Here is a 26449-nt window from a genome sequence, read left to right as displayed (position 1 = left end):
TTTGAAACTCCATTATCCATTTTACATTTACCATCTCACATCAACGCTAGTTTCCTAGTTCTGACATGAATTTGATTCTCATTAATTGAATTTCTTCACGGGTGTAATCCGTTTCACCCAATTCATTTAAAGCTTCGTCAATCGAATCACTATCGGCGGCTCTAAAGTAATCAAACACCTCATCCTGCCTATCATCATCAATAACCTCATCAATAAAATAATTTAGATTAAGCTTCGTACCAGAATTTACTATCGATTCTACTTCTTTCAAAATTTCCTCATAAGTAATTCCTTTCGAATCAGCAATATCTTCAAGTCCTATTTGTCTATCTATATTTTGGATGATCGAAACTTTCATTTGCGATTTATTGGCTTGAGTTTTTATAATCAAATCAATTGGTCGCTCAATATCGTTATCATCCACATATTTTTTAATCAGCTCAATAAACGGAGTTCCGAACTTCATTGCCTTTCCAGATCCAACGCCAGAAATCTGACGAAGCTCTTCCATTGTAATTGGATAGTGCGTACACATTTCCTCTAAAGATGGATCTTGGAAAACAACAAACGGTGGAACATTCTTTTGCTTAGCAATTTTCTTGCGAAGATCTTTAAGCAACAGCAATAGTTGATTATCTAGTGTACCAGAGCCATGTTTAACCTCATCTTCATCATCATCTGCACCGCTTTCAATGGGTTCATTCAACAAAAATTTAAGGCTGTAAGGATTAATGATGAAATCTTTTCCCTGTTTGGTTAATTTTAGCAAACCATAATTATCAATATCCTTATATAGATAATTATTTAATACAGCCTGACGAACAATCGATTTCCACATCAATTCCCCATCTTCTTTTCCAATACCAAATTCGGGTACTTTGCTGTGTTCGTAGGCAATGGTTTGTGCAGTTTCTAATCCAAGGAAAACATTTAATAAATGAACGTCATCAAACTTTTCGCCCGAAGTTTCGATAAACTTTAACAAAGTTGATAAATGCTGTTCGGCATCAAACTGTTTTTTAGGTTTTTTGCAATTATCGCACATGCAATTACAACCTGTTTCGTTAAAGTTTTCGCCGAAATAGTGTAGAATTTGCTTCCGGCGACAAACGCCAGATTCTGCATAATCAATAACCTCCTTTAATATCTGAGTACCAATCTCACGTTCGGAAACCGGTTTGTCTTTCATAAATTTAGCCAGCTTATCTACATCTTTTTGTGCGTAGAAAGCAATGCAAACACCTTCACCACCATCACGACCTGCTCTACCCGTTTCCTGATAGTAACCTTCCATGCTTTTAGGCACATCATGGTGGATTACAAAACGAACATCGGGTTTATCAATTCCCATTCCGAAAGCAATTGTAGCAACAATTACTTCGGCATCTTCCATTAAAAACCGATCTTGAGTATCTGCTCTAACTTTTGGATCTAATCCTGCGTGGTACGGCAAAGCACTAATTCCATTTAAATTTAAGGCTTCAGCAACTTCTTCTACCTTTTTACGACTTAAGCAGTAGATGATTCCAGATTTACCAGGATTGGATTTAATGTACTTGATAATTTCTTTTGTAATGTCTCTTTTCGGACGGATTTCATAAAATAAGTTTGGCCTGTTAAAAGATGATTTAAACAAAGTTGCCTCTGTCATTCCAAGATTTTTAACAATATCCTGCTGAACTTTTGGCGTTGCTGTAGCCGTTAGGGCAATAATTGGAATATTATCGCCCAAGCCACTAATAACCTGCCTTATCTTCCTGTATTCTGGCCTAAAATCATGTCCCCATTCTGAGATACAGTGTGCTTCATCAACGGCGACGAAAGAAATTTTAATGAGGTTTAAAAACTCTATGTTTTCTTGTTTGGCCAAAGATTCTGGCGCAACATATAATAACTTAGTTTGACCACTTAACAGATCAGACTTAACTTGGGTAATTTCGGATTTGTTTAAAGATGAATTAAGAAAATGAGCAATACTATCATTTCCACCAAAAGCCCGCAACTGGTCTACCTGGTTTTTCATTAAAGCAATTAAGGGCGAAATTACTATTGCAGTTCCTTCGCTTATTAAAGCAGGCAATTGATAGCATATAGACTTCCCTCCGCCCGTTGGCATTATAACAAAAGTATTGTTGCCTTCTAAAATATTTGTTATGATCGACTCCTGATCACCTTTGAAATTATCAAACCCAAAGAAATTTTGTAGGTTATCAAATAACGACTTTTTCACGTCCATTTTGTGTAATAAAATATGCGATGCTATTTTTGTATCCAAAATAACATAATTTTACAAGAATTTCAAGTATTAACAGACAATTTTTTTCTCTTTGAAAAGTAAAAAATCAATTATCCAATCCGCTGTAAGCACGTTAGAGCTCGAAGCAGCCGCAATTTTAAATGTTGCGAAAAATATTAACGATGATTTTGAAAAAGTGGTATCAACCATTTTACAGTGTAATGGTCGTGTAATTGTAACCGGAATAGGTAAAAGCGCCATTATTGCACAAAAAATTGTAGCTACATTTAATTCTACCGGAACACCTGCAATTTTTATGCATGCAGCGGATGCCATACACGGAGATTTGGGTATGATCCAAAAAAACGATGTTGTAATATGCTTATCTAAGAGTGGCAATACGCCAGAGATTAAAGTGCTCACCCCACTTTTAAAAACATCTGGCAATAAATTGATTGGCATGGTTGGAGAACTTAAATCTTTTTTAGCCGACCAGGCAGATTTGGTTTTAAATACTTCAGTGGAAAAAGAAGCTTGTCCACATAATTTGGCTCCAACCACAAGCACAACAGCACAATTGGCTATGGGCGATGCACTTGCAGTTTGCTTATTGGAATGCAGAGAATTTAACGAATCTGATTTTGCGAAATATCATCCCGGTGGATCATTGGGAAAAAAATTATATTTAAAGGCGAAAGACTTAGCACTTTCTAACGAAAAACCTTCCATTAGTCCTAAAGCATCGGTTAAGGAAGCTTTAATTGAAATTAGCAAAAACCGTTTGGGTGCAGTTGCTGTTATTGATGCTGAAAACAGAGTTATTGGTGTAATTACAGACGGTGATATTAGAAGAATGCTTGAAAATTATTCAAATATCGAGCATTTAAAAGCGGAAGACATTATGGGCAAAAACCCTAAAAGTATTCAGTTTGATGCACTTGCGGTAGATGCACTTAATTTAATCAAAGAAAATAACATTACACAGTTGTTAGTTCTAGAACAAAATACTTACTTTGGCATCATCCATTTGCACGATCTTTTGAACGAAGGAATTGTGTAATTTTAACTTATATAATGAATAAAGATTTTTATGCCTTAATTATGGCCGGTGGCGTCGGAAGTCGCTTTTGGCCAGTGAGCAGAACTGAATACCCCAAACAGTTTATTGATTTTTTTGGAGTTGGCAAAACGTTAATCCAAAGTACTTATGATAGATTTTTAGAAATCTGTCCGCCTGAAAATATCTTTATCGTAACCAATGAAATTTATTCAGATTTAATTAAGGAACAACTTCCGCAATTAAGCGATAATCAGATTTTGGCTGAACCATTAATGCGCAATACTGCACCTTGTGTAGCATATGGAAGTTTAAAAATATATGAACTAAACCCCAATGCAACTATTGTAGTTGCACCCTCTGATCATACAATTGCTGATTTGGATGGCTTTGTTAAATCGATAGAACAATCTCTCAACGCAGCCTCAAAAAATGATTGTTTAATTACCTTGGGCATTAAACCAAATCGTCCTGATACAGGTTATGGCTATATTCAACATACGGATTATGTTTTGAATACAGATTCAGACCTTCATAAGGTTAAAACTTTTACAGAAAAGCCAAATCTTGAACTTGCAAAATCTTTTCTATCAAGTGGAGACTTTCTCTGGAATGCCGGAATCTTTATCTGGTCGGCAAAATCGATTTTAAATGCATTTGAAAAGCACTTGCCTGATATGTACGAAATCTTTAATGTTGGACGTGCAGAATTAAATGGCAGTGGTGAAAAAGCTTTTATCAATAATGCTTATTTTCAATGTACCAATATCTCAATTGATTTTGGAATAATGGAAAAAGCGGACAATGTATATGTTCTTCCTTCAGATTTTGGCTGGTCAGATTTAGGTACATGGGCATCAATTTATGAGATGGCCGACAAAGATTATGTTGGCAACGCAGTTATTCCAGCCGAACAGGTAATTATGTTCGATTCATCTAATTGCATGGTTAACGTGCCAAAAGATAAACTGGTGATTTTGAATGGCTTACACGATTATATTGTAGTAGAAAACAACAATATGTTGATGATCTGTCCGAGAAATGAAGAACAAAAAGTTAAGGAGTTTGTTGCCGAGGTAAAATCTCGATTTGGCAATAAATTTATTTAATCTTTTAAAAACTTAATAATTTCGCCAACATCAGTTGGCTCAAACGCCCTAATTGTTCTCAACAAAAAACTTTGAGAAAAATTAGGGTTTTTTATATTATTTGCCACAATAGCAATCTTTGAATCTAAAGTTTTAACGTATGGATCGTACATGGTAGGTAATACTGTAGAAAGACCAACTGCATTAGCCCAGGCTGTATTTCTAGCTGTTGTAATGCTAAAATTTATTACTGATTCTTTGCTCTTGTTATCTATATAGGCCAACATCTTCATCGGCAAACAAATTTCTTCCAAATCTTTCTGAACAATATTAATCAAGCTTCCAATTACATCATTTATCAGATCAAAATCTTTTTTCATTAATTGAATGTCCAGACCCTTAGAAGTTTCTGCAGCAGCTACACCAAGATCGAGGTTAATATGAGCATTCATTCCTAAAAGTAGATGTTGAATAACCGTATATGGCTGAGAAGTAGCATCAAACGCTATTTTCCAAGAGGACGTTGTAGCGGTATTTTGTGATTTACAATAATAGGCGTTAAGATATCGATTGGCAAAAATGACATCCAGTTTTTCCATCCTTGCCCCATCAGTGAACATACCATCGTTAATTCCTTTTTGCACTGCAATAGTCATTTTTCGATACAAGCATGCAAAATAACCCAAACGAGATTTTTTGGCTATACTTTCATTGATGATTTCATCAAGTCTAGCAATTACTTCAGCAATGGTTTTTGCAGGGAGCATAATTTTCAATTTCTAATAAAAATATATAAATATAGCTTTTGTTAAGAAATTGAGTTAAAGAATTATTAGATGGTTCTTTGTCTTACAGCCTCATATAAAATTACTCCGGCAGATACAGAAACATTTAACGATTCGATTTTTCCGGCCATGGGAATTTTAGCCAAACGATCTGCAACACGCAAAAGCTCATTGGAAATCCCCTCATCTTCTGAGCCCATAACAATTACAGTTGGCAAAGTAAAATCGGGAGCATAAATTAAATCGTTGGTTTTTTCTGTACAGGCTACAATTTGCAATCCGCTTTCTTGTAAAAACAAACAGGTTTTATGGAGATTGGAATGTCGGCAAATCGGAATGCTAAACAAAGCACCAGCCGAGGTTTTTATGGCATCAGCATTAATTTGAGCTGCATTTTTTAAAGGAACAACAATGGCATGTACGCCCACACATGCGGCAGTTCTTGCAATAGCCCCCATGTTACGAACATCAGTAACACTATCTAAAACCAAAATTAAGGGTACCTCTCCTTTTTCAAAAATAGCGGGAACAATGTCTTCGATATTTTGATAGGTAATTGGCGAAATCACCGCTATAACACCTTGATGGTTTTTTTGAGACATTCGGTTCAATTTCTCAACCGGTACAGAATTTAGGGGAATTAAAGTGCCCACTAAAAGAGCCTTCAATTCTAGAAATAATTCACCTGCCAAACCACGCTGTAAATAAATTGTTTCGATATCTCTACCCGCTTTCACTGCTTCTATCACAGCTCTAATGCCAAATACAAATTCGTTATTTTCTTTTACGCGTTGCGGTCTTCTAAAATTATCCATGTTTCTAAATTGTTAGGCAAAAGTATTCAAATAAATGCTTTGCCCCTAATCTATCTTCGTTCTTATCAACATTTAAATGTTTAAAATTTTCTTTGTAATCCTAAATCTCAAAAAAAATAATCTGATTATACTTCAATTTGTTAACAAACAGCTAAGAACTTGTTAAAACAATCGGAGTAAAATTTAACTACTTTTGTTCTATGAGTAACGATAACGAACAGGGCGGAAAGAATAGCATTACATCCCGAAAAGCAAGACTAGGCAATACGGTAAGTTCTATGGGAAAATTACCTCCCCAGGCATTAGATTTGGAGGAAGCGGTTTTAGGTGCTTTGATGCTTGAAAAAGATGCCTTATCTGCTGTAATCGATATTTTGAAACCTGAGATTTTTTATCAGGAAGCACACCAAAAGATTTTTGAGGCCATTCATTTATTGTTTGAAAAATCGAAACCTGTTGATATTTTAACGGTTACAGCTCAGTTAAGACAGCTTGGAACTTTAGAAATGGTTGGCGGTGCTTATTACATTACCAATCTTACCAATCGCGTTGCCTCGGCAGCAAATATTGAATACCACGCTCGTATTATTTCTCAAAAATATATTCAACGGGAACTGATTCGAATTTCTACAGATATTATCACCAATGCATACGAAGATACGACGGATATATTCGACTTATTGGATCATGCGGAAAAAGGATTGTTTGATATTGCTCAAAATAACTTGCGTAGAGATACGCAAAAAATGGATGATATTATTAAACAGTCATTAGCCACCTTAGAAGAACTTAGAACCAAAACAGATGGTTTAACCGGTGTACCAACTGGTTTTACAGGTTTAGATAGAATTACTGGAGGCTGGCAAAAACAGGATTTAGTTATTATCGCAGCTCGTCCGGCAATGGGTAAAACAGCTTTCGTGCTTACCTGCGCCAGAAACGCCACTGTCGATTTTCAAAAACCAACAGTTGTTTTCTCTTTAGAGATGTCTTCTGTTCAGTTGGTTAATCGTTTGATTTCTGGGGAGGCAGAAATTGAACAGGAAAAAATCAGGAAAGGAAACTTACAGGAATGGGAATGGCAACAGTTGCACAGCAAAATTGGCCGTTTAACAGAAGCTCCACTCCTAATTGATGATACTCCCGCACTAAACATTTTCGAATTCAGGGCAAAATGTAGACGGTTAAAATCTCAGTACGATATTCAACTGGTAATTGTCGATTACTTGCAGTTGATGCATGGTAAAGGCGAAGGTAAAGGTGGCGGTAACCGTGAACAGGAAATTGGTAGTATATCAAGAGCTTTAAAATCTGTAGCAAAGGAATTAGATGTACCTGTTTTAGCGTTATCACAGTTAAGTCGTGCTGTAGAGAGTAGACCTGGTTTACAGGGTAAAAGACCAATGTTATCCGATTTGCGTGAATCTGGATCTATTGAGCAGGATGCAGATATGGTACTGTTTTTATACCGTCCTGAATATTACGGAATTACCGAAGATGAACAAGGTAGGTCTCAAGCCGGAATTGGCGAGGTTATCATCGCAAAACACCGTAATGGTGAAACTGGGATTGTGCCATTAAGATTTGTTGGTAAATTTGTTAAGTTTATTGACTTAGAAGAAGATTTCAGTGCGCCAACATCTTTCGCTGCTGATAATCCTTCGTCTGGAATGTATCCATCTCAAGATTTTGAAAAACAGAGCAACGTGATTATTCGCCCTTCAAAAATGGATGATTATAGCGATGAGGAACCACCATTTTAAGGTTTAAAACAAAATACTTGTAAGGGAAATGTAATTACGTTTCCCTTTTTTTGTGACTGTATTTATTTAGAAAAGATAACCAATAAAAATTCCAATTAAAACAATAATTGGAGGACTTATTTTGGTGAAATTTAGCACAAGAAAAGTGGCAAGCATTATACCTAAAAAGAGCCAGTTAAATCCCATTGGAATAAGAAGAAGAACAAATGCAGCGATTATAAAACCAACGCTTACGGCATTAATTCCAGACAAACTGTGGCGAATTCTAGATATTTTCTTTAAATCATCCCAAAAGGGAACAATAAATAAAACTAAAATGAGACCAGGTAAATTAATGCCAATTACCCCTATTAATCCGCCCAGTATTTGCCCCCACATTCCATAACCGAAGTTTTTCATGCTCAGTGCACCAAGATAACTTGTAAAAGAAAATGTAGGTCCGGGCAATGCCTGCTGAAGTGCGTAGCCTGATAGAAATCCAGATGCTTGTAAGTAATGCTTCATCTGTACAAACTCTGTAAACATCAGTGGAACAAGTACCTGTCCCCCACCAAAAACCAGGATCCCGTTACGGTAAAAATTTTCCAGTAAACGTATAGGTAAACTAAATGGCGATGTTCGATTAATAATTGCCCCAACGAGTGCAAATAACAATAATGCCCCAATAAAGTAAATCAGTTTCCGCGGATTTATATTGGAAAATAATTTTACCCGAAGGTCAGCTTCATCCCTTGGGGTTTCAATTGCCGAAGAAATCATCCCACCAACTAAAATAGCAATTGGAAAAACATAAGCATTTCTGAGTACAAAGGTTGCTATAACAGATCCAACAGCCAAAAAAACAGATACCTGGGTTTTTAAAACTTTGGTGCCGAGCTTGTAGGCCCCATAGCCAACAATACCTAAAGCTATTGGTTGAATGTACTCCAGAATATCATTGAATTTTTGTTTTTGATCCAGCAGTGCATAACTAATTGCAGCAAAAGTCATAATTGCTGCTGTAGGCAAAATCCAAATTAAGAATGTTATGATGGCAAGTTTCAGTTTTCCCACTTTCCAGGCAATACCAACAAGGGTTTGCGTAGATGCCGGACCTGGTAATACCTGAGCTAAAGCATTTAACTCGAGCAATTCCTCTTCTGATATAAATTTGGTACTGTGAACAAAATATTTTAAGAGCAAGGCCAAATGCGCTTGAGCTCCTCCAAAGGACGTAAAAGTAAAAAAAACAACATTTCTAATAAAGAGCCACTGTTTTTTAGATGCTATAGGTTTTGCCTGCATTTATATTTATGCTAGAATCCGTTTAAGGTTTGTGTTAATCATCTTCGTAATCCAAGCCAGAGGCCGTGTTAAAAGCACCCTGCAATTCTGAAAATGCATGCATATCTCTTTTATTTCTAGCTACTTCCATCCCCTTAGCATAAATCTTAATGGCGCTATCCTTCTGATCATCTTTTTCGTATAATTTTCCCAAATGATAATAAGTTCCAACATAATCAGGATGTTTATCAGTTAATTGAAGGTAAAAAGAATATGCTTTTTCTTTATCATTTTGTGCGTTATACTCTGTGGCTAAGGCATATAGTATGAATGGATCATTGGGATCACTTTCTAAAAACTCCAATAACTTACTTAATCGGGTAGATGACATTTTAATTCCTTGCTTTTTTAATTAAATTTGCAGAAAGACCTTATATATTAAACATAATACATATGAAAATATTAGTTTGTATCAGTAACGTGCCAGACACAACGACAAAAATAACTTTTACTAACGATAATACCGAATTCAATACTGCAGGTGTACAATATATTGTTAATCCTTATGATGAAATTGCATTATCGAAGGCTATAGAGTTAACTGAGGGAGGTAAAGGTACGGTAACTGTAATTAATGTTGGAGAAGCGAGCAACGATCCAACAATAAGAAAAGCACTTGCAATTGGCGCTGATGATGCAGTTAGAGTTAACGCTGTGCCTCGCGATGCTTATTTTGTAGCAAAGCAAATTGCAGAATATGCAAAAGATAAAGATTTCAATATTATTTTAACCGGTCGCGAATCAATTGATTACAACGGCAATCAAGTTGCCGCTATGGTTGGTGAGTTTTTAGATATTCCTTCTATTTCGATTATTAAAAAATTGGATGTAGATGGCGATTCTGCAACCTTGGAAAGAGAAATTGAAGGTGGTAAGGAAGTAGTAACTGTTTCAGGCAAATTTGTTGCAAGCTGTGCTGAAGGTGTGGCCGAACCAAAAATTCCGAACATGCGTGGAATTATGAGTGCTAGAACTAAACCATTAAATGTTGTTGAAGCTGTTTCTATAGAAGAAGTGACCAAGGTTACCAAATATGAAACCCCAGCACCTCGTGGACAGGTAAAATTAGTTCCAGCAGATCAAACCGAGCAATTAATTAGCTTGTTACATTCCGAAGCGAAAGTTATTTAACCATACTTAGAGGAATAATTAAAATAATTCAAATAGTTTACACAAATCCTTTTCTAAGGATCTAGAAATAAATATATGTCAGTATTAGTATATGTAGAACAAGCTGAAGGTAAATTTAAGAAATCTGTTTACGAAGCTGTTTCTTATGCCAAAGCAATTGCAGATCAACAATCAACTAATTTAACAGCAATTTCCATTGGAAACGTTGCTGAAGATGAATTAAAGGAGTTGGGCAAATATGGCGCATCAAAAGTTTTAAATGTAAGTACAGAGCAGTTAAAAACCTTTGTTAATCAAGCCTATGCGAGTGTAATTGCCAATGCTGCTGAAAAGGAATCGGCTGATGTAGTTGTTTTATCTAACTCTTTCTCTGGGAAAGGTTTAGCACCGCGAATTGCAGTAAAACTTAAAGCCGGTTTAGCAGATGGTGCAGTAGAATTGCCAACAACTGATGGCAAATTTGCAGTCAAAAAAACCGCATTCTCTGGTAAAGCTTTTGCCATTACAGAATTAACTTCTGCAAATAAGGTTATTGCTTTAAACCCTAATGCATTTGGTGTAAAAGAGAACGCAACGGATGCAACCATTGAAAACTTTACTGCCGATGTTAAACAATCAGATTTAGGAACTGTTATTAAAGATATTGTTAGAGCAACTGATAAGGTTTCTTTACCTGATGCCGAATTGGTTGTTTCAGCAGGTAGAGGATTGAAAGGGCCAGAAAACTGGGGCATGATCGAAGAATTGGCTAATTTACTAGGTGCAGCAACAGCTTGCTCAAAACCGGTAAGTGATGCAGACTGGAGACCACATTCAGAACATGTAGGCCAAACAGGAATTTCGATTAGTCCCAATTTATATATTGCAATTGGTATTTCTGGTGCAATTCAGCATTTAGCTGGAGTAAGTTCATCAAAGGTTATCGTAGTTATTAACAAAGATCCTGAAGCACCATTCTTTAAGGTTGCCGATTATGGGATTGTTGGCGATGCATTTGAAGTTGTTCCAAAATTGATTGAAGCATTAAAAGCACACAAAGCATAATTTTTGTCATCCTGATCTTGCTGGATAATTAGAAATGTTTCAGCAAGCTCAACATGGCATATGAGAATATGAAAAAAGTTAAGTTAGACATTGTAGGATTATCTTATAGCCAAACTCAATCTGGCGCTTATGCACTGGTATTGGGAGAAGTTAATGGGCGCAGACGCCTGCCTATTATCATTGGTGCCTTCGAAGCTCAGGCCATTGCTATTGAGATTGAAAAAATGACCCCAAGCAGGCCATTGACACACGATTTATTTAAATCGCTTGCAGATACATTTAACTTAAGCATTCAGGAAATTATTATTTACAACCTTGTAGATGGTGTCTTTTATGCTAAATTAATTTGTACCGATGGGAAAAACACCCATGAAATTGATGCCAGAACATCAGATGCAATTGCACTTGCAGTAAGATTTAATGCCCTAATTTATACATACGAGTTTATTTTGGCTTCGGCAGGAATAGTTATTGAAGGAAATGATTTTCTATTTTTAGAAAACATGGATAGTATAGCAAAAGAGCCTGATGCAGATAGCTTGCCAACATCCACCAAATCTCAGGGTTTTGGAGATTTAACATTGGAAGAATTACAACAAAAATTGCAGGAAGCCATTGCAGATGAAGCTTATGAAAAAGCCGCAAGACTTAGAGACGAACTTAATAAGCGAGGAACATCTTAGTAAGTTGATATTTATCGCAAAAATCTCTAATTCTAAGGGATTTTTAAACCAATTTTAGCATAAAAAAATCTAAAATTTAAAATGACCCAAATTGTTTAAAATAATTTGGGTTCATTTTTGAATTATGATTTAAAATAGTTCTATATTCAGCTTTTACTTTCAAAATCAAACAAAACTATATGATGAATGTTAAGTTTCGCTTAACCATAATGAGCTTTATGCAATTTTTTGTGTGGGGCGCCTGGCTAATTACAATTGCAAATTATTGGTTTGGAACAAAACAATGGGATGGTACACAATTCGGAGCTATTTTCGCTACTATGGGTTTTGCATCTTTATTTATGCCAACGCTTACTGGTATAATTGCAGATAAATGGGTAAACGCAGAAGTATTGTATGGCATACTTCATATTTTGTATGCCTTCGTACTCTTTTATTTGCCACAGGTAGAAAGTCCTAATGCATTTTTTTGGACAATTTTATTGGCCATGTGTTTTTACATGCCAACCATCTCATTAAGTAATTCAATTTCATACACAACCCTAAAATCGGGCAATTTAGATGTAGTTAAAGATTTCCCCCCTATTCGGGTTTGGGGAACTGTTGGTTTTATAGCAGCCATGTGGATTACAAATTTAACGGGAAATAAAGCAAGTGCCTATCAATTTTATATTGCAGGATCTGGAGCACTTTTGCTTGGTTTATATGCGTTTACCTTACCTAAATGCAAGCCAAGTAAATTAATTTCTGAAAAAGCTTCTTTAATGCAAACATTAGGTTTAGAAGCATTTAAGCTTTTTGCAGATTATAAAATGGCATTGTTCTTTATATTTTCTATGTTTTTGGGTGGTGCGTTGCAACTTACAAATGCCTATGGCGATGTCTTCTTAGATGAATTTAAAAACTTTCCGAAATATGCAGATTCTTTTGTAGTTAAGTTTTCAACTATTATAATGTCTATATCCCAAGTATCAGAAACACTTTTTATTTTGGCTATCCCCTTCTTTTTAAAGCGTTTTGGAATTAAAAAGGTAATGATTATCGCTATGCTAGCCTGGGTTTTCAGATTTGGACTCTTTGCATTTGGTAATCCGGCAGGAAATTTATGGATGATTATCCTTTCTTGCGTAGTTTATGGTATGGCATTCGATTTCTTTAATATTTCAGGTTCACTTTTTGTAGAAACTTCAACAACAGCAAAAACAAGGTCATCTGCACAAGGTATGTTTATGATGATGACTAATGGTTTCGGAGCGGTATTTGGTAGTTTGGTTTCGGGTTGGATGATCGATAGATATTTCACAAAATCTTTTAGCACCATTCAAGCAACTTCAGAATTTGTAGGCGCAGAACCTACCAACAACCATCTGTTAAATTTCGTAAAAAGTCAGGGTGTAAGCATTTTAAACAATGGGACATTCGATAAAACCATTCATATGAAAGACTGGCATAGCATCTGGCTTTCTTTTACCGTATATGCTTTAGTAATAACCATACTCTTTGCGCTCCTATTTAAACATAAACATACTAGAGCAGAAGTTGAAGCTATTGAAGCCATTAGTCATTAATTATAATTTCGAAATCCCTTATGTCAGCTGGTAAGTATAGAAAAGAACACAATTGTTTAAACTGTGGAGCTCACGTAGAGAAGCATTATTGTAGCAATTGTGGTCAACCCAATCTAGAATTAAAAGAAAGTTTCTGGGGTTTTATAAGTCATAGTATTGCACATTACTTTCATTTTGACAATAAATTTTTTCAAACGCTAACCCCACTCTTAACTAAACCAGGACAAGTTACACTTGATTATTTAGCTGGTAAGCGTGCCAGATACATCAACCCAGTAAGCATGTACATTTTTGTATCAATTGTTTATTTTTTAGTTGCTTATTCTCCAGAACACAGCAATAAAGAAGTTCACGTTAGTACAAAAACAAGAAACGAGCAAAAAGCAGCATTAGATAGCGTTGATAAAAAACTTCAAGCTGCAGGCATTAAGGCAAAAGCTCCGGGAATAGTTAACGAAGTTAAACAGGGCATTGAAGAAGATTTAGATAAGGGAACATTTAAAAGTTTAGGCTTTAAGGAACAAAGCATAGTTCTGGCAAATCTAAAAAAGGAAAATCAGATCCATAAATCAGATTCTTTAAAAAAGGTCATCGAAAAATTTAGCTCTATTCATGATGAAAGAAATGATTCTACCTACGAGGCCTATTTATCGAGGCAGAGCAAACTACCACTTTTTGAAAAGGATAACTGGTTTGAGCGCATGGTTAAAAAACGTTCGATTACCATTGGCGAAAAATCTGAAGTCATCCAGGAAACTTTAGAACATAATAGACCAAAGCAATACTTTTTGTTAATGCCCCTATTGGCCTTATTTATTATGTGGAATTTCAGGAGAAATCATATTTATTATCTTGACCACTTAATTTTTACCATACATGGAATGACAGCCTACTTTGTGGTCGAAATATTTACTAAACCATTAACAAAATATATTTTCGGCGGAAGTAGCCTGATCAAAGGGCTTATTGAACTGGCAGTAATTGTATGGATCTGTTGGTATATGTTTAATGCCCTTAAAGTATTTTATCAAAGAAAGAAAGTAATTGGTAAGATGATTATGATTTTCATTTTATATGCCTTGGCAGTCGTAATTACCGAAATGGTAATGATCAATATAATTTATTACGTAGCCGTTTAATAAAATTCAATCATAAAAAAACTCCCGATATTTCTATCGGGAGTTTTTTTATTCAGTATGTTATTACTTTCTGTCTTTTATTTCAACAAATTCTCTATCGGTTTCACCTACGTAAATTTGACGAGGGCGACCAATTGGTTCCTTGTTTTCATGCATTTCTTTCCATTGTGCAATCCATCCCGGTAAACGCCCCAAGGCAAACAATACTGTAAACATTTCAGATGGGAAGCCTAAAGCACGATAAATAATTCCTGAATAGAAATCTACATTTGGATATAATTTACGATCGATAAAATATTGATCTGTTAGCGCAGCTTCTTCTAATTTCTTTGCAATTTCTAAAATTGGATCATCTATACCCAAGTTTTCTAAAATATCATCACAAGCTTTTTTAATGATTTTAGCGCGAGGATCGAAGTTTTTGTAAACTCTGTGTCCAAAGCCCATCATTCTAAACGAATCGTTTTTATCTTTTGCCTTGTTAATCCATTTTTCAGTATCTCCACCATCTGCCTTAATTAATTCAAGCATATCAATAACAGCTTGGTTAGCCCCACCATGAAGTGGTCCCCAAAGTGCTGCAATGCCTGCAGAAATAGATGCATAAAGATTACAATCAGAAGAACCTACAATTCTAACGGTAGAAGCCGAACAGTTTTGTTCGTGATCTGCATGTAGAATAAGTAATTTGTTCATAGCGCTTACCACAATCGGGTTTACATCATAATCTTCGGTACGCTGGCCAAATGTCATCCAAAGAAAGTTGGTAACATAATCGTATTTATTTTTTGGATAAATAAGTGGATGACCTAAAGATTTTTTATAAATGAAAGAAACAATTGTTGGAAGCTTAGCCAATAATTTAATAATGGTTAAGTCCTGCTCTTCTGCAGTTTGATTTGGTTTTAAACACTCAGGATAAAACGTAGAGAGAGAAAAGATTAAAGAACCTAATTGACCCATAGGATGAGATCTTGACGGATAACCATCGAAGAATTTCTTCATATCCTCATGAATTAGGGTATGCTTACTAATTTCTGTCTGAAAACCATCCAATTCTTCTTGAGTCGGCAAATTTCCATATACAATTAGATATGCAACTTCTAAAAAGCTTGATTTTTCTGCAAGTTGTTCAATAGAATAACCTCTATATTTTAGAATTCCTTTTTCTCCATCCAAGAAAGTGATTTTGCTTTTTGTAGAACCAGTATTTTTGAAACCGGTATCTAATGTAACAAAACCTGTTAAATCTCTTAATTTTGAAATATCAATGGCCTTTTCGTCTTCTGTTCCTGTAATTACTGGCAATTCAATCGTCTTACCATCAACTTTAATCTCTGCAATATCTGACATATTATTGTATTGTGTTTATAGCTTTCTAAATTATATAAAAATTAGTATACATGCATAGCAAATCTGTTAAATTAATGTGAAATATTAGTCAAATAGACGTAACAATCATGCTTAATTAAAACAGCTTTCTAAGCTATTTTGCTTTTATTTCCTCAACTACCCGACCGCACTCTAGCATATCTTTTCCATAATATGGATTCTTAATATCCTTGTCGGCTGATAACCAATCACCTCCATCGCCCTTATTTGCCATTGGGCAATGTTGAACATAAATAGTTCCGGCAGATACATCTGTACTTTTGAATAAGGCAATTAAATCTGCACTTAATACCGTAAAATCTTTTCTCTGTGATTTTAAATCTGCAACTGATGAGATCTTTTTGGCAACATCTGCAGTCATTTCGCAACCTTTATAGTCTGCCAAACTTGTTTGCAAAGAGCTTGCTGATTTTTGAACTTGGGCTGAATCTGATTTTACTAATGCATTTTTAAGATCAAGGTACTGCGCAAAAATTACATCTGCCTTTTTGTTCTTTAGGGTTACTAAATTCTTTACAACAGTAGAATCCTTGCTTGAAGAATCTTTTGTTTCAGTTGATTTTTTCTCTGCTTGATTGCAGGCCATTAAAGTAGCTAATATGGCAATTCCGAATATTCTTTTCATGCTATTTGGTTTTGTGCTCAAAATAGCAATTAAAATATTAAAACAATAAAAAAAGCCCTACAAATTGCAGGGCTTCCAAAATATATGATGATTAAATTATAGTTTGAAGTTATAACCTATTCTTAAGTTTATTTGGCCGGTTTTCATAAAGTATAAATCAGATGCACTATTATTTACATAGCCTTCATATTTAGCACCAATATCCAGTCCGCTTTTCCACTCGTATCCAACGCCTCCAGAATAAATAAAATTCATGTTCGCTCCATCTTTAATGGCCAAACCTGTTCCCAAGGCTGGATTAATATAAAATCCATCAGCTACATAAGCTTTAACACCACCCATTAAAGGAATAAATTCGAAGTTTAGTGGGCTGTTTTTCCATTTAAGTTTTGTGTAACCACCAGAGGCAGTAACGGAAACATTTTTACTTAAGTCGTATTGTAATCTTATATCTGCACCGTATCCGTAATCCATTTCCGAACCACTTGGAAACAAGCCTCCATTAATACCAGCACCAACTTTAAATGCCATGCCACTACTGGTCATAGATGCATCTGAAGTTGACATAGTTTGTGCTTTTAAATTTGTTGTCGTAAGTAATGCAATCGCTGTTAAAGAAGTTGCAAAAATTTTAGTAATTGTTTTCATGTTAGATGATTTAAGTTATTTATTAAGGGTTTAGCTATACATACGACATAATCATTTAAATGGATTTATTTTAGTTTCATTTTTTTCAGAATGTTTAAAAACAAAAAATCCCCCGAAAAATTCGGAGGATTTGGAATATTTATTTGTACAGTGTTGCTTACAAACTGAAACCGTAAGCTAAACGAAGACCGAAATAGCCGTTGGTACCGCCATTTTGAGATAGGCCTTCATATTTAAGTCCTAAATCTAAGCCATTACTCCAAGCATAACCTAGTGCAGGTGAGTAAACAAATGCAGTTCCTGATCCTTCAGCTGTACCAAAACCAGCACCTAATTCAGCTAAACCATAAACACCAGCACCAGAATCATTGAAGAAATATTTAATACCGGCTTTTACAGGAATATAACCGTAATGATATTTCACTGTTGTACCTAACACATCTGAGCTTCCAGAAATATTAGTATAGCCAGCAGTAACAGGAATAGACAATTGTTTGTCAATGTCGAATTGATAACGAAGATCTCCTCCGATTGCAAAATCATAACCTGTAGCTGTTGGAATACCAACGTTTAGTCCTATTCCTAATTTTTGAGTAGATTGTGCATTTGCATTTGTAGTAAAGAATAATGCTACAACAGCTGCTGAAGTAGCAAGAATTTTGGTAATTGTTTTCATTTTAAAATATTATTTTTTGAGTTAAACTAATATATCCCCACAATTACAAAACCTGTGCCAAAAGGGCTTTTTAAGCTGTTTTTAACGTTTCAGTGTATCAAATTAAGCTCATAAATATTTATAAATTTTATGTTAAAACCTTTTCGAGAATTTCTTGTTTTAAAAGGTTATTCGAAATTGATGCATCAAGCCAATTTATAATAACCCCATCCTTTTCCATTTTTCTAAAAAAGGTATTCTGTCTTTTCGCATATTGGCATATTGCGATGCCTAATTTTAACTTAAGTTCGTCAAAACTCAGATTACCATGTAAATAGTTCACAATAAACTTATACTCTAATCCGTAAAAAATCAGTGTTTCGGCAGATACGCCTCCAGCCAACAGATTTTCTACTTCCTGAATCATTCCATTTTTAAATCTTTTCTCTAATCTATCTAGTATTTTAGACCTTGTTACCTCAGTTTGATTTTTGAGGCCAAAGATTATCGGCTTAATTACAGGTCTTTCTAAATGTTTAAGGGTATTGTGTTTCAAATACTCTACAACTTCAATTGCTCTAACCAACCTTTTTTTTGATGAAGTATCGAATTTATCGATTTCGATACTTGTTCTTTTAGCCTGTAGCTTAATTACTAATTCCTCTTTAGGGAAATGCTCTAAAACATTTCTAAGCTCTTCATTTACCGGTATAGCTGTAAATGGTTGGTTTTGTAATATACTATGAATATACATTCCAGTACCGCCACATAGAATTGGAATCTTGCCCTTTTGTGTGATTTTCTCAAAAGCATCAAAAAAATCATTCTTAAATGCATCTACATGATATCGTTCTCCTGGTTCAAGGATATCGATTAGATGGTGGGGAATGGTCTTATCTCCCATTTTATATTCGGCTAAATCCTTTCCGGTGCCAAGATCCATTCGTTTAAAAATTTGCCGACTATCGCCGCTAATAATTTCAGCGTCTAATTCCTCAGCTACAGAAACCGCCAACTTGGTTTTGCCAGATGCTGTTGCACCTAATATTACGATTAGATTATGATCCGCCATATTAAAACCTCAATAAATACTTTAAGCTTCCGGTATTGTAAACTACAGGATCATTTTTCTCATCATTTTCCTTTCTCAATTTACGGTTAAAGTTCTCATCTAAATTAAAAGTCTGAGGCGCTAAACCAGCGGTAAATTCGAAGCCCAGTTTAATGTAGGCTTCACCTGTCGACCAATCTCTGTCTGCATAGGTCATAATATCATTAGGCTTCTGTAAATCGCGAAAAGAAGAAATTAATTTACTTAACCCACCGATTACTGAATATCCGGCTTTTACGGCAAAACGGATAAGTTCGACAGATTTATAATTTTCGGAGTGGTTCATTTTTCTCAATGCCGAAAATGTAGCTACCGCAACCAGCTCGCCTTTAAAAAACAACCCCAGTTTATATCGACTACTTACATAACCCTGAAGGTGATTTACGTTTAAAAAGGTTTCAGCAATTGGCTTGCTCAGTTTTTCAATTTTAGTTTGGCGACCGTGAATTTTTGAATTGTAGCCAAAAATAGATTTCAATCGGGCAAGAACTTGATCCTTTCTATTAAACCAAACATCTTCCCACAGATGGATAAGTTTAATGTTTTTAACGGAGTAGTGTTCCTGAAGTTTTATTAAATCTGCCGGTAAAAAATTATTTCCTAAATCAAGAAGATTTATAATTAGGCCATCATTTTTGATGAAGACATAATCATCCTCTATCTCAAGAACGAAATCAGTTCCATCATTGGTTAGAGCAGATAAAACCTCGTGATACCAATTGATGGATGGATTTGTATTTTTTAAAATGGATTTGTTCAATTAGAATAAATTGCTTCGGCTTGAGAAATATCTAAGCTATTGCAAATTTAATTAACTGAATATTAAATCCACTCTTTTTCTTTAAAGTTAGTATGGATAATCTCAATTAGAACTTCAATTTCCTTGAGTTTTTCATCATCAAGCTCTGTAACTGAAAGGCCTGCTTTATCATCCCCAAAATTTTCGAGATTTTGATTTGACGCATTAAATTCTGTGGAGTTTAGTTTAACTTCTACACGATTACCATTAACGTAAATTCCCGCGAAAAAACGTTCAGTAGTTTTTTTACCATCAACTTCGATATTTTTTTCGCTGTAAAGATCATAACCACTTTCAGAATTTTCGTGAACCGTATATCCTCGCGTGGCATAGGGTTGTAATCCAGCTCTAATGGTTTGAAAAATTTCTACAAGGTCTGTTTTCATAATTGCTTTTGTGTATAGCAATTAAACACAACAAGCCTATTATTGTTTAAATTTTGTTAATCGAGCCACCATTTCCGAACGGGATTATTTTTATCCATAAACACAGTTTCGCCCAGTTTGGGAGTAATGATAGGAAAATTTTGTTTTTCAGCCTCAGCAACTACTCTAGAAATAGATTCATCCCAAGGGTGCATTGCCAAACTGAATTTACCCCAATGCACAGGCATTAAAACCTTAGCTTTTAAATCTTTTGCGGCTTCCACAACTTCTTCCGGAAACATATGAATATACGGCCAATAAGCATTGTATTGTCCACATTCTAAAAGGGCTAAATCAAATGGCCCGTATTCCTCGCCTATCGATTTAAAGTGTGTATCATATCCAGAATCACCACCTAAAAAGATTTTATGTGCATCCGTTTTTAATACAAAAGCAGACCAGGCGGTTTGATTTCTTTTAAATTTCCTTCCAGTAAAATGTCTAGCGGGTACAGCCGTAAAATGTAATCCATCTAAAATAGAAATAGATTGGTGCCATGCAAGCTCATTAATTTTCATTTTCGGTATTCCCCATTTTTCCAAGTGCGAACCCACCCCTAAGGATGTAACAATTTGTTTTGCTTGGGGCGCAATTTTAAGGATACTCTGATAATCCAAATGATCGTAATGGTCATGCGTGATGACTAAAATATCGATATCTTTAAAATCGGTGGCTTCTATCACATCAGTTCCAAGAAATGCCTTACTGCCGATAAAAGAAAAGGGAGATGGTGTTTTACTAAATACCGGATCAACCAAAACCCTTTGATTGTTAATTTTAATTAGATATGAAGAGTGACCGAACCAAATTATCTCTGGAACTGAACCTGATTGTTTGTTGTTTATTGCTGGTTTCACAAATTCTAAAGGCTTATTGGGGCTTCTATTGGGATGCTTTTCAAAAAAGAAAGCTTTTAAAATTTTAAAAAAACCAACACCCTCGGGTTGCATTAAAGTTATTGATAGGTTTTGAATGGCTCCATCACGATAGTTTGAAAGATGTTTAATTTTATCTAGCCTCTCGCCTTTTGGTAAGGTTCCGAAAACTGGTAGGTTGGTTACAATGAAAAATATAGCCACTAGCGCTACAAGGATATAAATTGCTAACATTATTAAAAATTTAAGCCAATGTACGAATACAAACTTTATTTAATTGTTTGATAAATATCCTTTTTGATTTGTAGAGCATGATGCGATAAAGAGAAATTAAAGGTTATAGAAAATTTATATCTCAATAGGTTCAGTAGACTAGTTTAAACAATCTTTGTTCGCAATCTTTGATATGCCATTTGAAGTTGATTTTTGATGGTTTGTTCAGAAAGGGAAAGCCCTGATGCAATCTGTTTAATCGATAAATCATCTTCCTTTTTAAGCATATAAATTTCTTTCATTCTTTTGGGCATCTTTTCAATCTCTGCGTTAATAATCAGTGTTAGTTCCTTTTCTATAATGATATTTTGGGTGTTCGAATCAGAAGCAATTCCGAACGATGCCATACTAATGGCGTAGCGGGAGCGCACCTCATCTTTTTCGTAAAATTTTAGTGTTTTATTTTTAAGTATAGCATATAAATAAGCCAGAACACTTTTGTTAAAATTTAAAATTTCCAAATTATCCCAAAGGGAGATAAAAGTATCTTGAACCAGATCCTGTGCCAGGCATTTACAATGAACGCTTTTTATTGCATGCTTGAATAATGGATTCCAATATGCTTCGAAAACCATTTGAATGGCTTTGTGCTTATCTGATTTTATCAGTCGAAAGAATTCATGCTCTAGCTTGTTATTCATAATTCAATTTGAAATCGCTTTTAATTAAAAGACGATGGATTTGATATCATTTTGGATCTTGTTTTCGTGCTCGATTTTTCTAAATTATGCTCGTTTTATTCACCGAATCTATATATATTTATATATTGCGTCGAGAAAAGAAGCTAAAAAAACCACGCAAACGTTTGATTAGACCAAGAAACTATCCCTTAAAAATTTTAATATTGCTTTACGACTTAAAATGCAATCGAAACCCACAACGATAAAGGAAATCGCCAAAATTTTAAATATTTCTCCATCTAGTGTTTCTAGGGGATTACATGACCATCCAAGTATTGGCGCCGTAACTCGAGAAAAAATTAAACAATTGGCAAAATCGCTGAACTATGAACCAAATAATACAGCAATTCTTTTTCAGAAAGGGAAAACATATACCATTGGGGTAATTTTGCCGGAACTCTCCGAACATTTTTTCTCTACGGCTATTTCTGCTATTGAAGATGAGTTACTGAAAAAGAATTATACCGTAATTTTTGCGCAATCTCACGATAGTTACGAACAGGAAGTAAGATTAGTAGAAAAAATGAAAAATCAACGTGTTGATGGACTATTGGTTTCGATTAGTAAAGACACCTCTAAATTTGATCACTTTGAAAAATTGAGCTCTTTTAATATCCCTGTTGTATTTTTTGATCGAATCCCACCGTTTAAAAATGTTCATTATGTAGCTTGTAGTATAGAAAATGCAACTATTAAAGCTGTAAATTTTCTCTTAAAGAAAGGGCATAGAACGATTGCCATGATTAATGGGCCAACCACATTATTCGCCAGTAATGAGCGTAAGGATGGCTATATGCAAGCCATTACCTTTAACCGCCTAAAATACGATCCATCTTTAATTATCAATTGCGATTTAACCGAACAGGGAACCATTGATGCTGCTAATCAATTTATAAATCATAAAAGAAAACCAACAGCTATTGTAGCATTTAATGATTATGTTGCACTTTTTTTAATTAAATATTTAAAAAAATTAAATGTAATTCAGGATTTCGATTTGGTTAGTTATGCAAACCTGCCCATAATCAGTTATATAGATAACTCTCCCATTGCGTCGGTAGAGCAATATCCATATCTACAAGGTCAGAAAGCGGCCAATATTTTGCTCGATTTAATTAATGCACCAAAAGCAGAAAACCAAGCCTACTATAATACAATTGTGGAATCTGATTTGGTAATTAACGAGGAAAAATAATTTTCCATCAAACGTTTGCGCAAAGTTTTTAATTCCTTTTTAAACTACCTGGTAAGATATTGTAGTGTTTTTTAAATGCAGCTATAAAGTGTTGGGCATTTTTATAGCCTACTAAAAACGAAACTTCGCTCACTGTCTTTTTTTCTACAGATAATAAGTGATGCGCCCTATCCATTCTTAGTTTATACAAGTAACCAAAAACAGTGTTCCCTGTTATCTCCTTAAAGCCTTTTTTAAGTTTGTAATCATTAATGCCAACCTTGCGAGATAGTTCAATTAAAGAACTTGGATATTGTAAATCTTGTTCTACTAATTTTTTTGCCAATAAAATCTTTTTCACATCATCTGCTTTCAAAGATTTTAATGTAGAAGGATCTTTTTTATCGATGTAATGAATGATCATTTCAAAGATTTTGGATTCTATAAACAGCCTCTTTATTCTGCCCTCGTACTGGTGGTTAATTAAGCCATTTAAAATCAAGGCAATTTCGGGTGAAATATTAATTTCATTGAAGGATGGTAGACCTAAATCGAATTCCTTATTTGTGATTTTGAAATAATAAGATTTGGTAAGCTGAATAAAAACATATCTAACTTCTCCAAAAATCCTTAGCATAGCTTTGCTAAGCTTCCCTGCACTTATGAACTGCTGATTTTCTTTTAAAGAGAGCAGTTTTTCTCTGTCTTCACCAAAGTAATTAACCTCCCCCTGCACACAAAATAAAAATCCGATATGGTTTTGACTTGATTCGAATAAAAATTCGGTTGAAACATCGCATTGAATCTTTGCATGACTAATATAAATCCCATCAAACCATTTTTCCTTAATATATATATGGCAGTTTTCTTCATTTAAATGCGTAGAGCGTTCATCAATATCATTGTCCCCGTTAAAGTTTTCGGGATAAACATGTTCAAACAGAATTCTTTTTGTGGCATTTTTAGAGAGTTTAATTTTCATAATTTTTAATCCGTTTAACGGCATAAATTATCCGTTTGGCGTTATCTGCTTAGGCTGATTATATACAAATTTGCATAATTATTTATAATTAGTCTAAATAAATGAAGATATATTTATCAACTGCCTTATCACTATGTGCATTTGTTGCTGTGGCTCAAGAAATTAAAGTTGATACCACCAAAACAAATGTGCTTAAGGAGGTAGTTGTAACAGGCCAGTTTGGGCCACAAACATTACGGAATTCTGTGTATAATGTGAAAACGATAAGTGCAGAAAAGATAAGATTGAGAAGTGCAACCAGCGTTCTTCAGGTTTTAAATACCGAGCTGGGCTTTAGATTTTCCAATGATTTAACCCTAGGTACAACTGATGTTTCTTTAATGGGAATGACAGGCAGGAATGTTAAAATCTTATTAGATGGTGTTCCGATGATCGATCGTTCTGATGCTCGGGAAAGCTTAGGACAAATTGATATTAATACGGTAGACCGGATTGAAGTTGTTGAAGGGCCAATGTCTGTCGTATATGGTACAGATGCGCTGGCGGGTGTAATTAATATTATTACCAAAAATGCTGGCAAATCTTTGCTAAGCGTAAATGCCAGAATTCAAGAAGAAACTGCAGGAAATGAATACAATGCCTTTCAGAATGCCGGTTTACATAATCAAAATTTAAGTGTTACCTGGCAAAAGAAAGGCTGGAGTGCAATAGTTGGGGGTTCTCATAACGCATTTGGTGGATGGAATATGGCGCCAAAAACAGCATTTTTAGATGAATTTAATGCAAGAACCAATCAATGGAAACCGAAAGAACAATGGTTAGGAAATGCTAAGGTGGGTTACAGAAATGAAAAATTTAATATTTGGTATCGCCTGGATGGTTTAAATGAGGATATTGATGCTCGTTTTGGGATAAATCCAAACACTTTTGAGGGCAAGCTCGCTACCTATACCACAAACAGATATACTCAACAGCTTCAATCTGAATGGAAAATAAATGAGCAATGGCAGTTAACCGCGATTGCAGGTTATACAGATTTACAGAGAGCGACCCGCACTGTTCGGCATAATTTCACCAATAATACAGAGTTATTAACAACTGAGGCTGGCGAGCAAGATGTTGCAAAATTTAATTCATCAATTTTTAGATCAACTGCTCTATATAAATTAAATGAAATGGTTTCGTTTCAGCCAGGATTCGAATTTAACAGAGATGCTGCTTCTGGACAAAGAATTAGCGGATCGCCTGTAATTAATGATTACGCCTTATTTATTTCATCAGAAATTAAACCAACAAAAGGTATAAACATTCGCCCGGGATTAAGGTTTATCAAAAACTCTGTTTATGATGCTCCACCAGTAATCCCATCACTCAATACCAAGTTTCAGCTTTCAGAAAAATTCGATCTGAGATTGGCATATGCCAGAGGTTTTAGATCGCCGGCACTTAGAGAATTATACTACAACTTTGTTGATGCTAGCCATACCATTTATGGAAATCCAAATTTAAAGGCAGAAGAATCAAACAGCTTTAATGGCTCATTGGCATGGTCGGGTATTTCGACAAAGGAAATTCAGTTCCGTTCTACCCTTGCTGGTTTTTACAATAAGTTTAAAAACAAAATCAATTTCGGAGTTGATCCTACGGATAATAGCATTACCATTTTTCTGAATGTAGATAAATTTAAAACCATAGGAAGCACACTAGACAACACATTTATTTATAAAAATATACAGGCAAATATTGGCGTTTCGTATATCGGAACTTATCATGATTTTTCAGATGATAACTCGGTAGATGTACCTCAAATTGTTTGGTCGCCAGAGGTTACAGCGAATTTCACTTATACTTTTTCAAAAATCGGCTTAAATGTGAGCGTTTTTTATAAATATACTGGCGAGAAGCTGGGTTATCAAACGGATACCAGCAATCCGCAGACTGTAAAACTTACTAAAATTGCCGGTTTCAGCTTTGCAGACTTTATGCTGAACAAAAACATTTATAAATCAATTACACTGAACGCTGGTGTTAAAAACATTTTTAACATTACTCAATTAAACAATTCTTCTACAGCATCTGGCGGTGCACATAGTACAGGAGGCGCTTCAGTGCCTTATAGCTACGGGCGCTCTTACGCATTGGGCATAACCTATAACTGGAATAAAAATTAACATAATC

General features: G+C 34.9%; 25 protein-coding genes. 10 read left to right on the top strand and 15 right to left on the bottom strand.

The window, feature by feature from the left end:
* Positions 1 to 46: 46 nt before the first annotated feature.
* Positions 47 to 2236 carry a DNA helicase RecQ gene (gene recQ, locus DF947_RS02055; protein ID WP_109928017.1) on the bottom strand — a complete coding sequence of 730 codons (2190 nt, stop codon included), beginning with the start codon at positions 2234 to 2236 and terminating at the stop codon, positions 47 to 49.
* A 91-nt stretch (positions 2237 to 2327) separates the two neighbouring features.
* Here recQ and DF947_RS02050 point away from each other — a divergent pair, with 91 nt between their 5' ends.
* Both DF947_RS02050 and DF947_RS02045 read left to right on the top strand, forming a co-directional pair.
* A complete protein-coding gene (locus DF947_RS02050; RefSeq protein WP_109928016.1) occupies positions 2328 to 3296 on the top strand; it encodes a KpsF/GutQ family sugar-phosphate isomerase in 969 nt (322 codons plus the stop codon).
* 14 nt (positions 3297 to 3310) lie between these two features.
* A complete protein-coding gene (locus tag DF947_RS02045) occupies positions 3311 to 4402 on the top strand; it encodes a mannose-1-phosphate guanylyltransferase (protein WP_109928015.1) in 1092 nt (363 codons plus the stop codon).
* Here DF947_RS02045 and DF947_RS02040 read toward each other — a convergent pair.
* Complete coding sequence (locus DF947_RS02040; RefSeq protein ID WP_109928014.1) at positions 4399 to 5148, bottom strand: DUF5995 family protein; 750 nt, start codon at positions 5146 to 5148, stop codon at positions 4399 to 4401. The genes DF947_RS02045 and DF947_RS02040 overlap by 4 nt on opposite strands.
* Positions 5149 to 5213: 65 nt before the next feature.
* Positions 5214 to 5981, bottom strand: a complete 768-nt coding sequence (gene rlmB, locus DF947_RS02035; RefSeq protein ID WP_109928013.1) for a 23S rRNA (guanosine(2251)-2'-O)-methyltransferase RlmB — start codon at positions 5979 to 5981, stop codon at positions 5214 to 5216.
* Between the two features lie 200 nt (positions 5982 to 6181).
* Between rlmB and dnaB the strand changes: the two genes are divergently transcribed.
* Positions 6182 to 7744, top strand: a complete 1563-nt coding sequence (gene dnaB / locus DF947_RS02030) for a replicative DNA helicase (RefSeq protein WP_109928012.1) — start codon at positions 6182 to 6184, stop codon at positions 7742 to 7744.
* 66 nt (positions 7745 to 7810) lie between these two features.
* On the opposite strand, the gene chrA is transcribed toward dnaB, so the two are convergent.
* A complete protein-coding gene (gene chrA / locus DF947_RS02025) occupies positions 7811 to 9028 on the bottom strand; it encodes a chromate efflux transporter (protein WP_109928011.1) in 1218 nt (405 codons plus the stop codon).
* 34 nt (positions 9029 to 9062) lie between these two features.
* Entirely contained in the window at positions 9063 to 9398 is a 336-nt protein-coding gene (locus DF947_RS02020) for a tetratricopeptide repeat protein (protein WP_109928010.1), read from the bottom strand.
* Positions 9399 to 9460: 62 nt separating this feature from the next.
* On the opposite strand from DF947_RS02020, the gene DF947_RS02015 reads away from it, so the two are divergent.
* The 5 genes from DF947_RS02015 to DF947_RS01995 all read left to right on the top strand — a co-directional run bounded on the left by DF947_RS02015 (position 9461) and on the right by DF947_RS01995 (position 14632).
* Complete coding sequence (locus tag DF947_RS02015) at positions 9461 to 10198, top strand: electron transfer flavoprotein subunit beta/FixA family protein (protein ID WP_109928009.1); 738 nt, start codon at positions 9461 to 9463, stop codon at positions 10196 to 10198.
* A gap of 75 nt (positions 10199 to 10273) precedes the next feature.
* The gene (locus DF947_RS02010) at positions 10274 to 11242 is read left to right on the top strand and encodes an electron transfer flavoprotein subunit alpha/FixB family protein (protein WP_109928008.1); all 969 of its coding nucleotides are present in this window, start codon (positions 10274 to 10276) and stop codon (positions 11240 to 11242) included.
* A 68-nt stretch (positions 11243 to 11310) separates the two neighbouring features.
* Positions 11311 to 11925 (top strand): bifunctional nuclease family protein, encoded by a 615-nt coding sequence (locus tag DF947_RS02005; RefSeq protein ID WP_109928489.1) that lies wholly within the window; start codon positions 11311 to 11313, stop codon positions 11923 to 11925.
* A 182-nt stretch (positions 11926 to 12107) separates the two neighbouring features.
* Entirely contained in the window at positions 12108 to 13493 is a 1386-nt protein-coding gene (locus DF947_RS02000; protein ID WP_109928007.1) for a nucleoside permease, read from the top strand.
* Between the two features lie 20 nt (positions 13494 to 13513).
* Positions 13514 to 14632, top strand: a complete 1119-nt coding sequence (locus tag DF947_RS01995) for a DUF3667 domain-containing protein (protein WP_109928006.1) — start codon at positions 13514 to 13516, stop codon at positions 14630 to 14632.
* A gap of 63 nt (positions 14633 to 14695) precedes the next feature.
* On the opposite strand, the gene DF947_RS01990 is transcribed toward DF947_RS01995, so the two are convergent.
* From DF947_RS01990 to DF947_RS01950, 9 genes are all read right to left on the bottom strand, one after another.
* Positions 14696 to 15985, bottom strand: coding sequence for a citrate synthase (locus DF947_RS01990; protein WP_109928005.1), 1290 nt, complete (start codon positions 15983 to 15985; stop codon positions 14696 to 14698).
* Positions 15986 to 16118: 133 nt separating this feature from the next.
* A complete protein-coding gene (locus DF947_RS01985) occupies positions 16119 to 16649 on the bottom strand; it encodes a DUF3347 domain-containing protein (RefSeq protein WP_109928004.1) in 531 nt (176 codons plus the stop codon).
* 96 nt (positions 16650 to 16745) lie between these two features.
* A complete protein-coding gene (locus DF947_RS01980; protein ID WP_109928003.1) occupies positions 16746 to 17297 on the bottom strand; it encodes a hypothetical protein in 552 nt (183 codons plus the stop codon).
* 157 nt (positions 17298 to 17454) lie between these two features.
* Positions 17455 to 17973 (bottom strand): outer membrane beta-barrel protein, encoded by a 519-nt coding sequence (locus DF947_RS01975; protein ID WP_109928002.1) that lies wholly within the window; start codon positions 17971 to 17973, stop codon positions 17455 to 17457.
* 127 nt (positions 17974 to 18100) lie between these two features.
* Positions 18101 to 19024, bottom strand: coding sequence for a tRNA (adenosine(37)-N6)-dimethylallyltransferase MiaA (gene miaA, locus DF947_RS01970; RefSeq protein WP_109928001.1), 924 nt, complete (start codon positions 19022 to 19024; stop codon positions 18101 to 18103).
* A gap of 1 nt (position 19025) precedes the next feature.
* Positions 19026 to 19823, bottom strand: a complete 798-nt coding sequence (locus DF947_RS01965) for a hypothetical protein (protein WP_109928000.1) — start codon at positions 19821 to 19823, stop codon at positions 19026 to 19028.
* Positions 19824 to 19885: 62 nt separating this feature from the next.
* Positions 19886 to 20248, bottom strand: a complete 363-nt coding sequence (locus DF947_RS01960; RefSeq protein WP_109927999.1) for a hypothetical protein — start codon at positions 20246 to 20248, stop codon at positions 19886 to 19888.
* Positions 20249 to 20304: 56 nt separating this feature from the next.
* Complete coding sequence (locus tag DF947_RS01955) at positions 20305 to 21396, bottom strand: MBL fold metallo-hydrolase (RefSeq protein WP_109927998.1); 1092 nt, start codon at positions 21394 to 21396, stop codon at positions 20305 to 20307.
* Between the two features lie 143 nt (positions 21397 to 21539).
* Positions 21540 to 22076 (bottom strand): sigma-70 family RNA polymerase sigma factor, encoded by a 537-nt coding sequence (locus DF947_RS01950; RefSeq protein WP_109927997.1) that lies wholly within the window; start codon positions 22074 to 22076, stop codon positions 21540 to 21542.
* Between the two features lie 220 nt (positions 22077 to 22296).
* On the opposite strand from DF947_RS01950, the gene DF947_RS01945 reads away from it, so the two are divergent.
* On the top strand, positions 22297 to 23310 hold the full coding sequence (locus DF947_RS01945; protein ID WP_109927996.1) for a LacI family DNA-binding transcriptional regulator: 1014 nt from the start codon (positions 22297 to 22299) through the stop codon (positions 23308 to 23310).
* Between the two features lie 28 nt (positions 23311 to 23338).
* Here DF947_RS01945 and DF947_RS01940 read toward each other — a convergent pair whose 3' ends face one another.
* On the bottom strand, positions 23339 to 24271 hold the full coding sequence (locus DF947_RS01940) for a helix-turn-helix domain-containing protein (protein WP_158526214.1): 933 nt from the start codon (positions 24269 to 24271) through the stop codon (positions 23339 to 23341).
* A 101-nt stretch (positions 24272 to 24372) separates the two neighbouring features.
* Here DF947_RS01940 and DF947_RS01935 point away from each other — a divergent pair, with 101 nt between their 5' ends.
* Positions 24373 to 26442: a TonB-dependent receptor plug domain-containing protein gene (locus tag DF947_RS01935; RefSeq protein ID WP_109927994.1), complete on the top strand. Its 2070-nt coding sequence runs from the start codon at positions 24373 to 24375 to the stop codon at positions 26440 to 26442.
* The last annotated feature ends 7 nt before the right edge of the window (positions 26443 to 26449 follow it).

It is taken from the genome of Pedobacter paludis (genome assembly GCF_003173575.1).
In the GTDB taxonomy this organism is placed as follows: Bacteria; Bacteroidota; Bacteroidia; order Sphingobacteriales; family Sphingobacteriaceae; genus Pedobacter; species Pedobacter paludis.
Note: the sequence above shows the minus strand (reverse complement) of the source record. Positions and strands in the feature narration are given on the sequence as shown.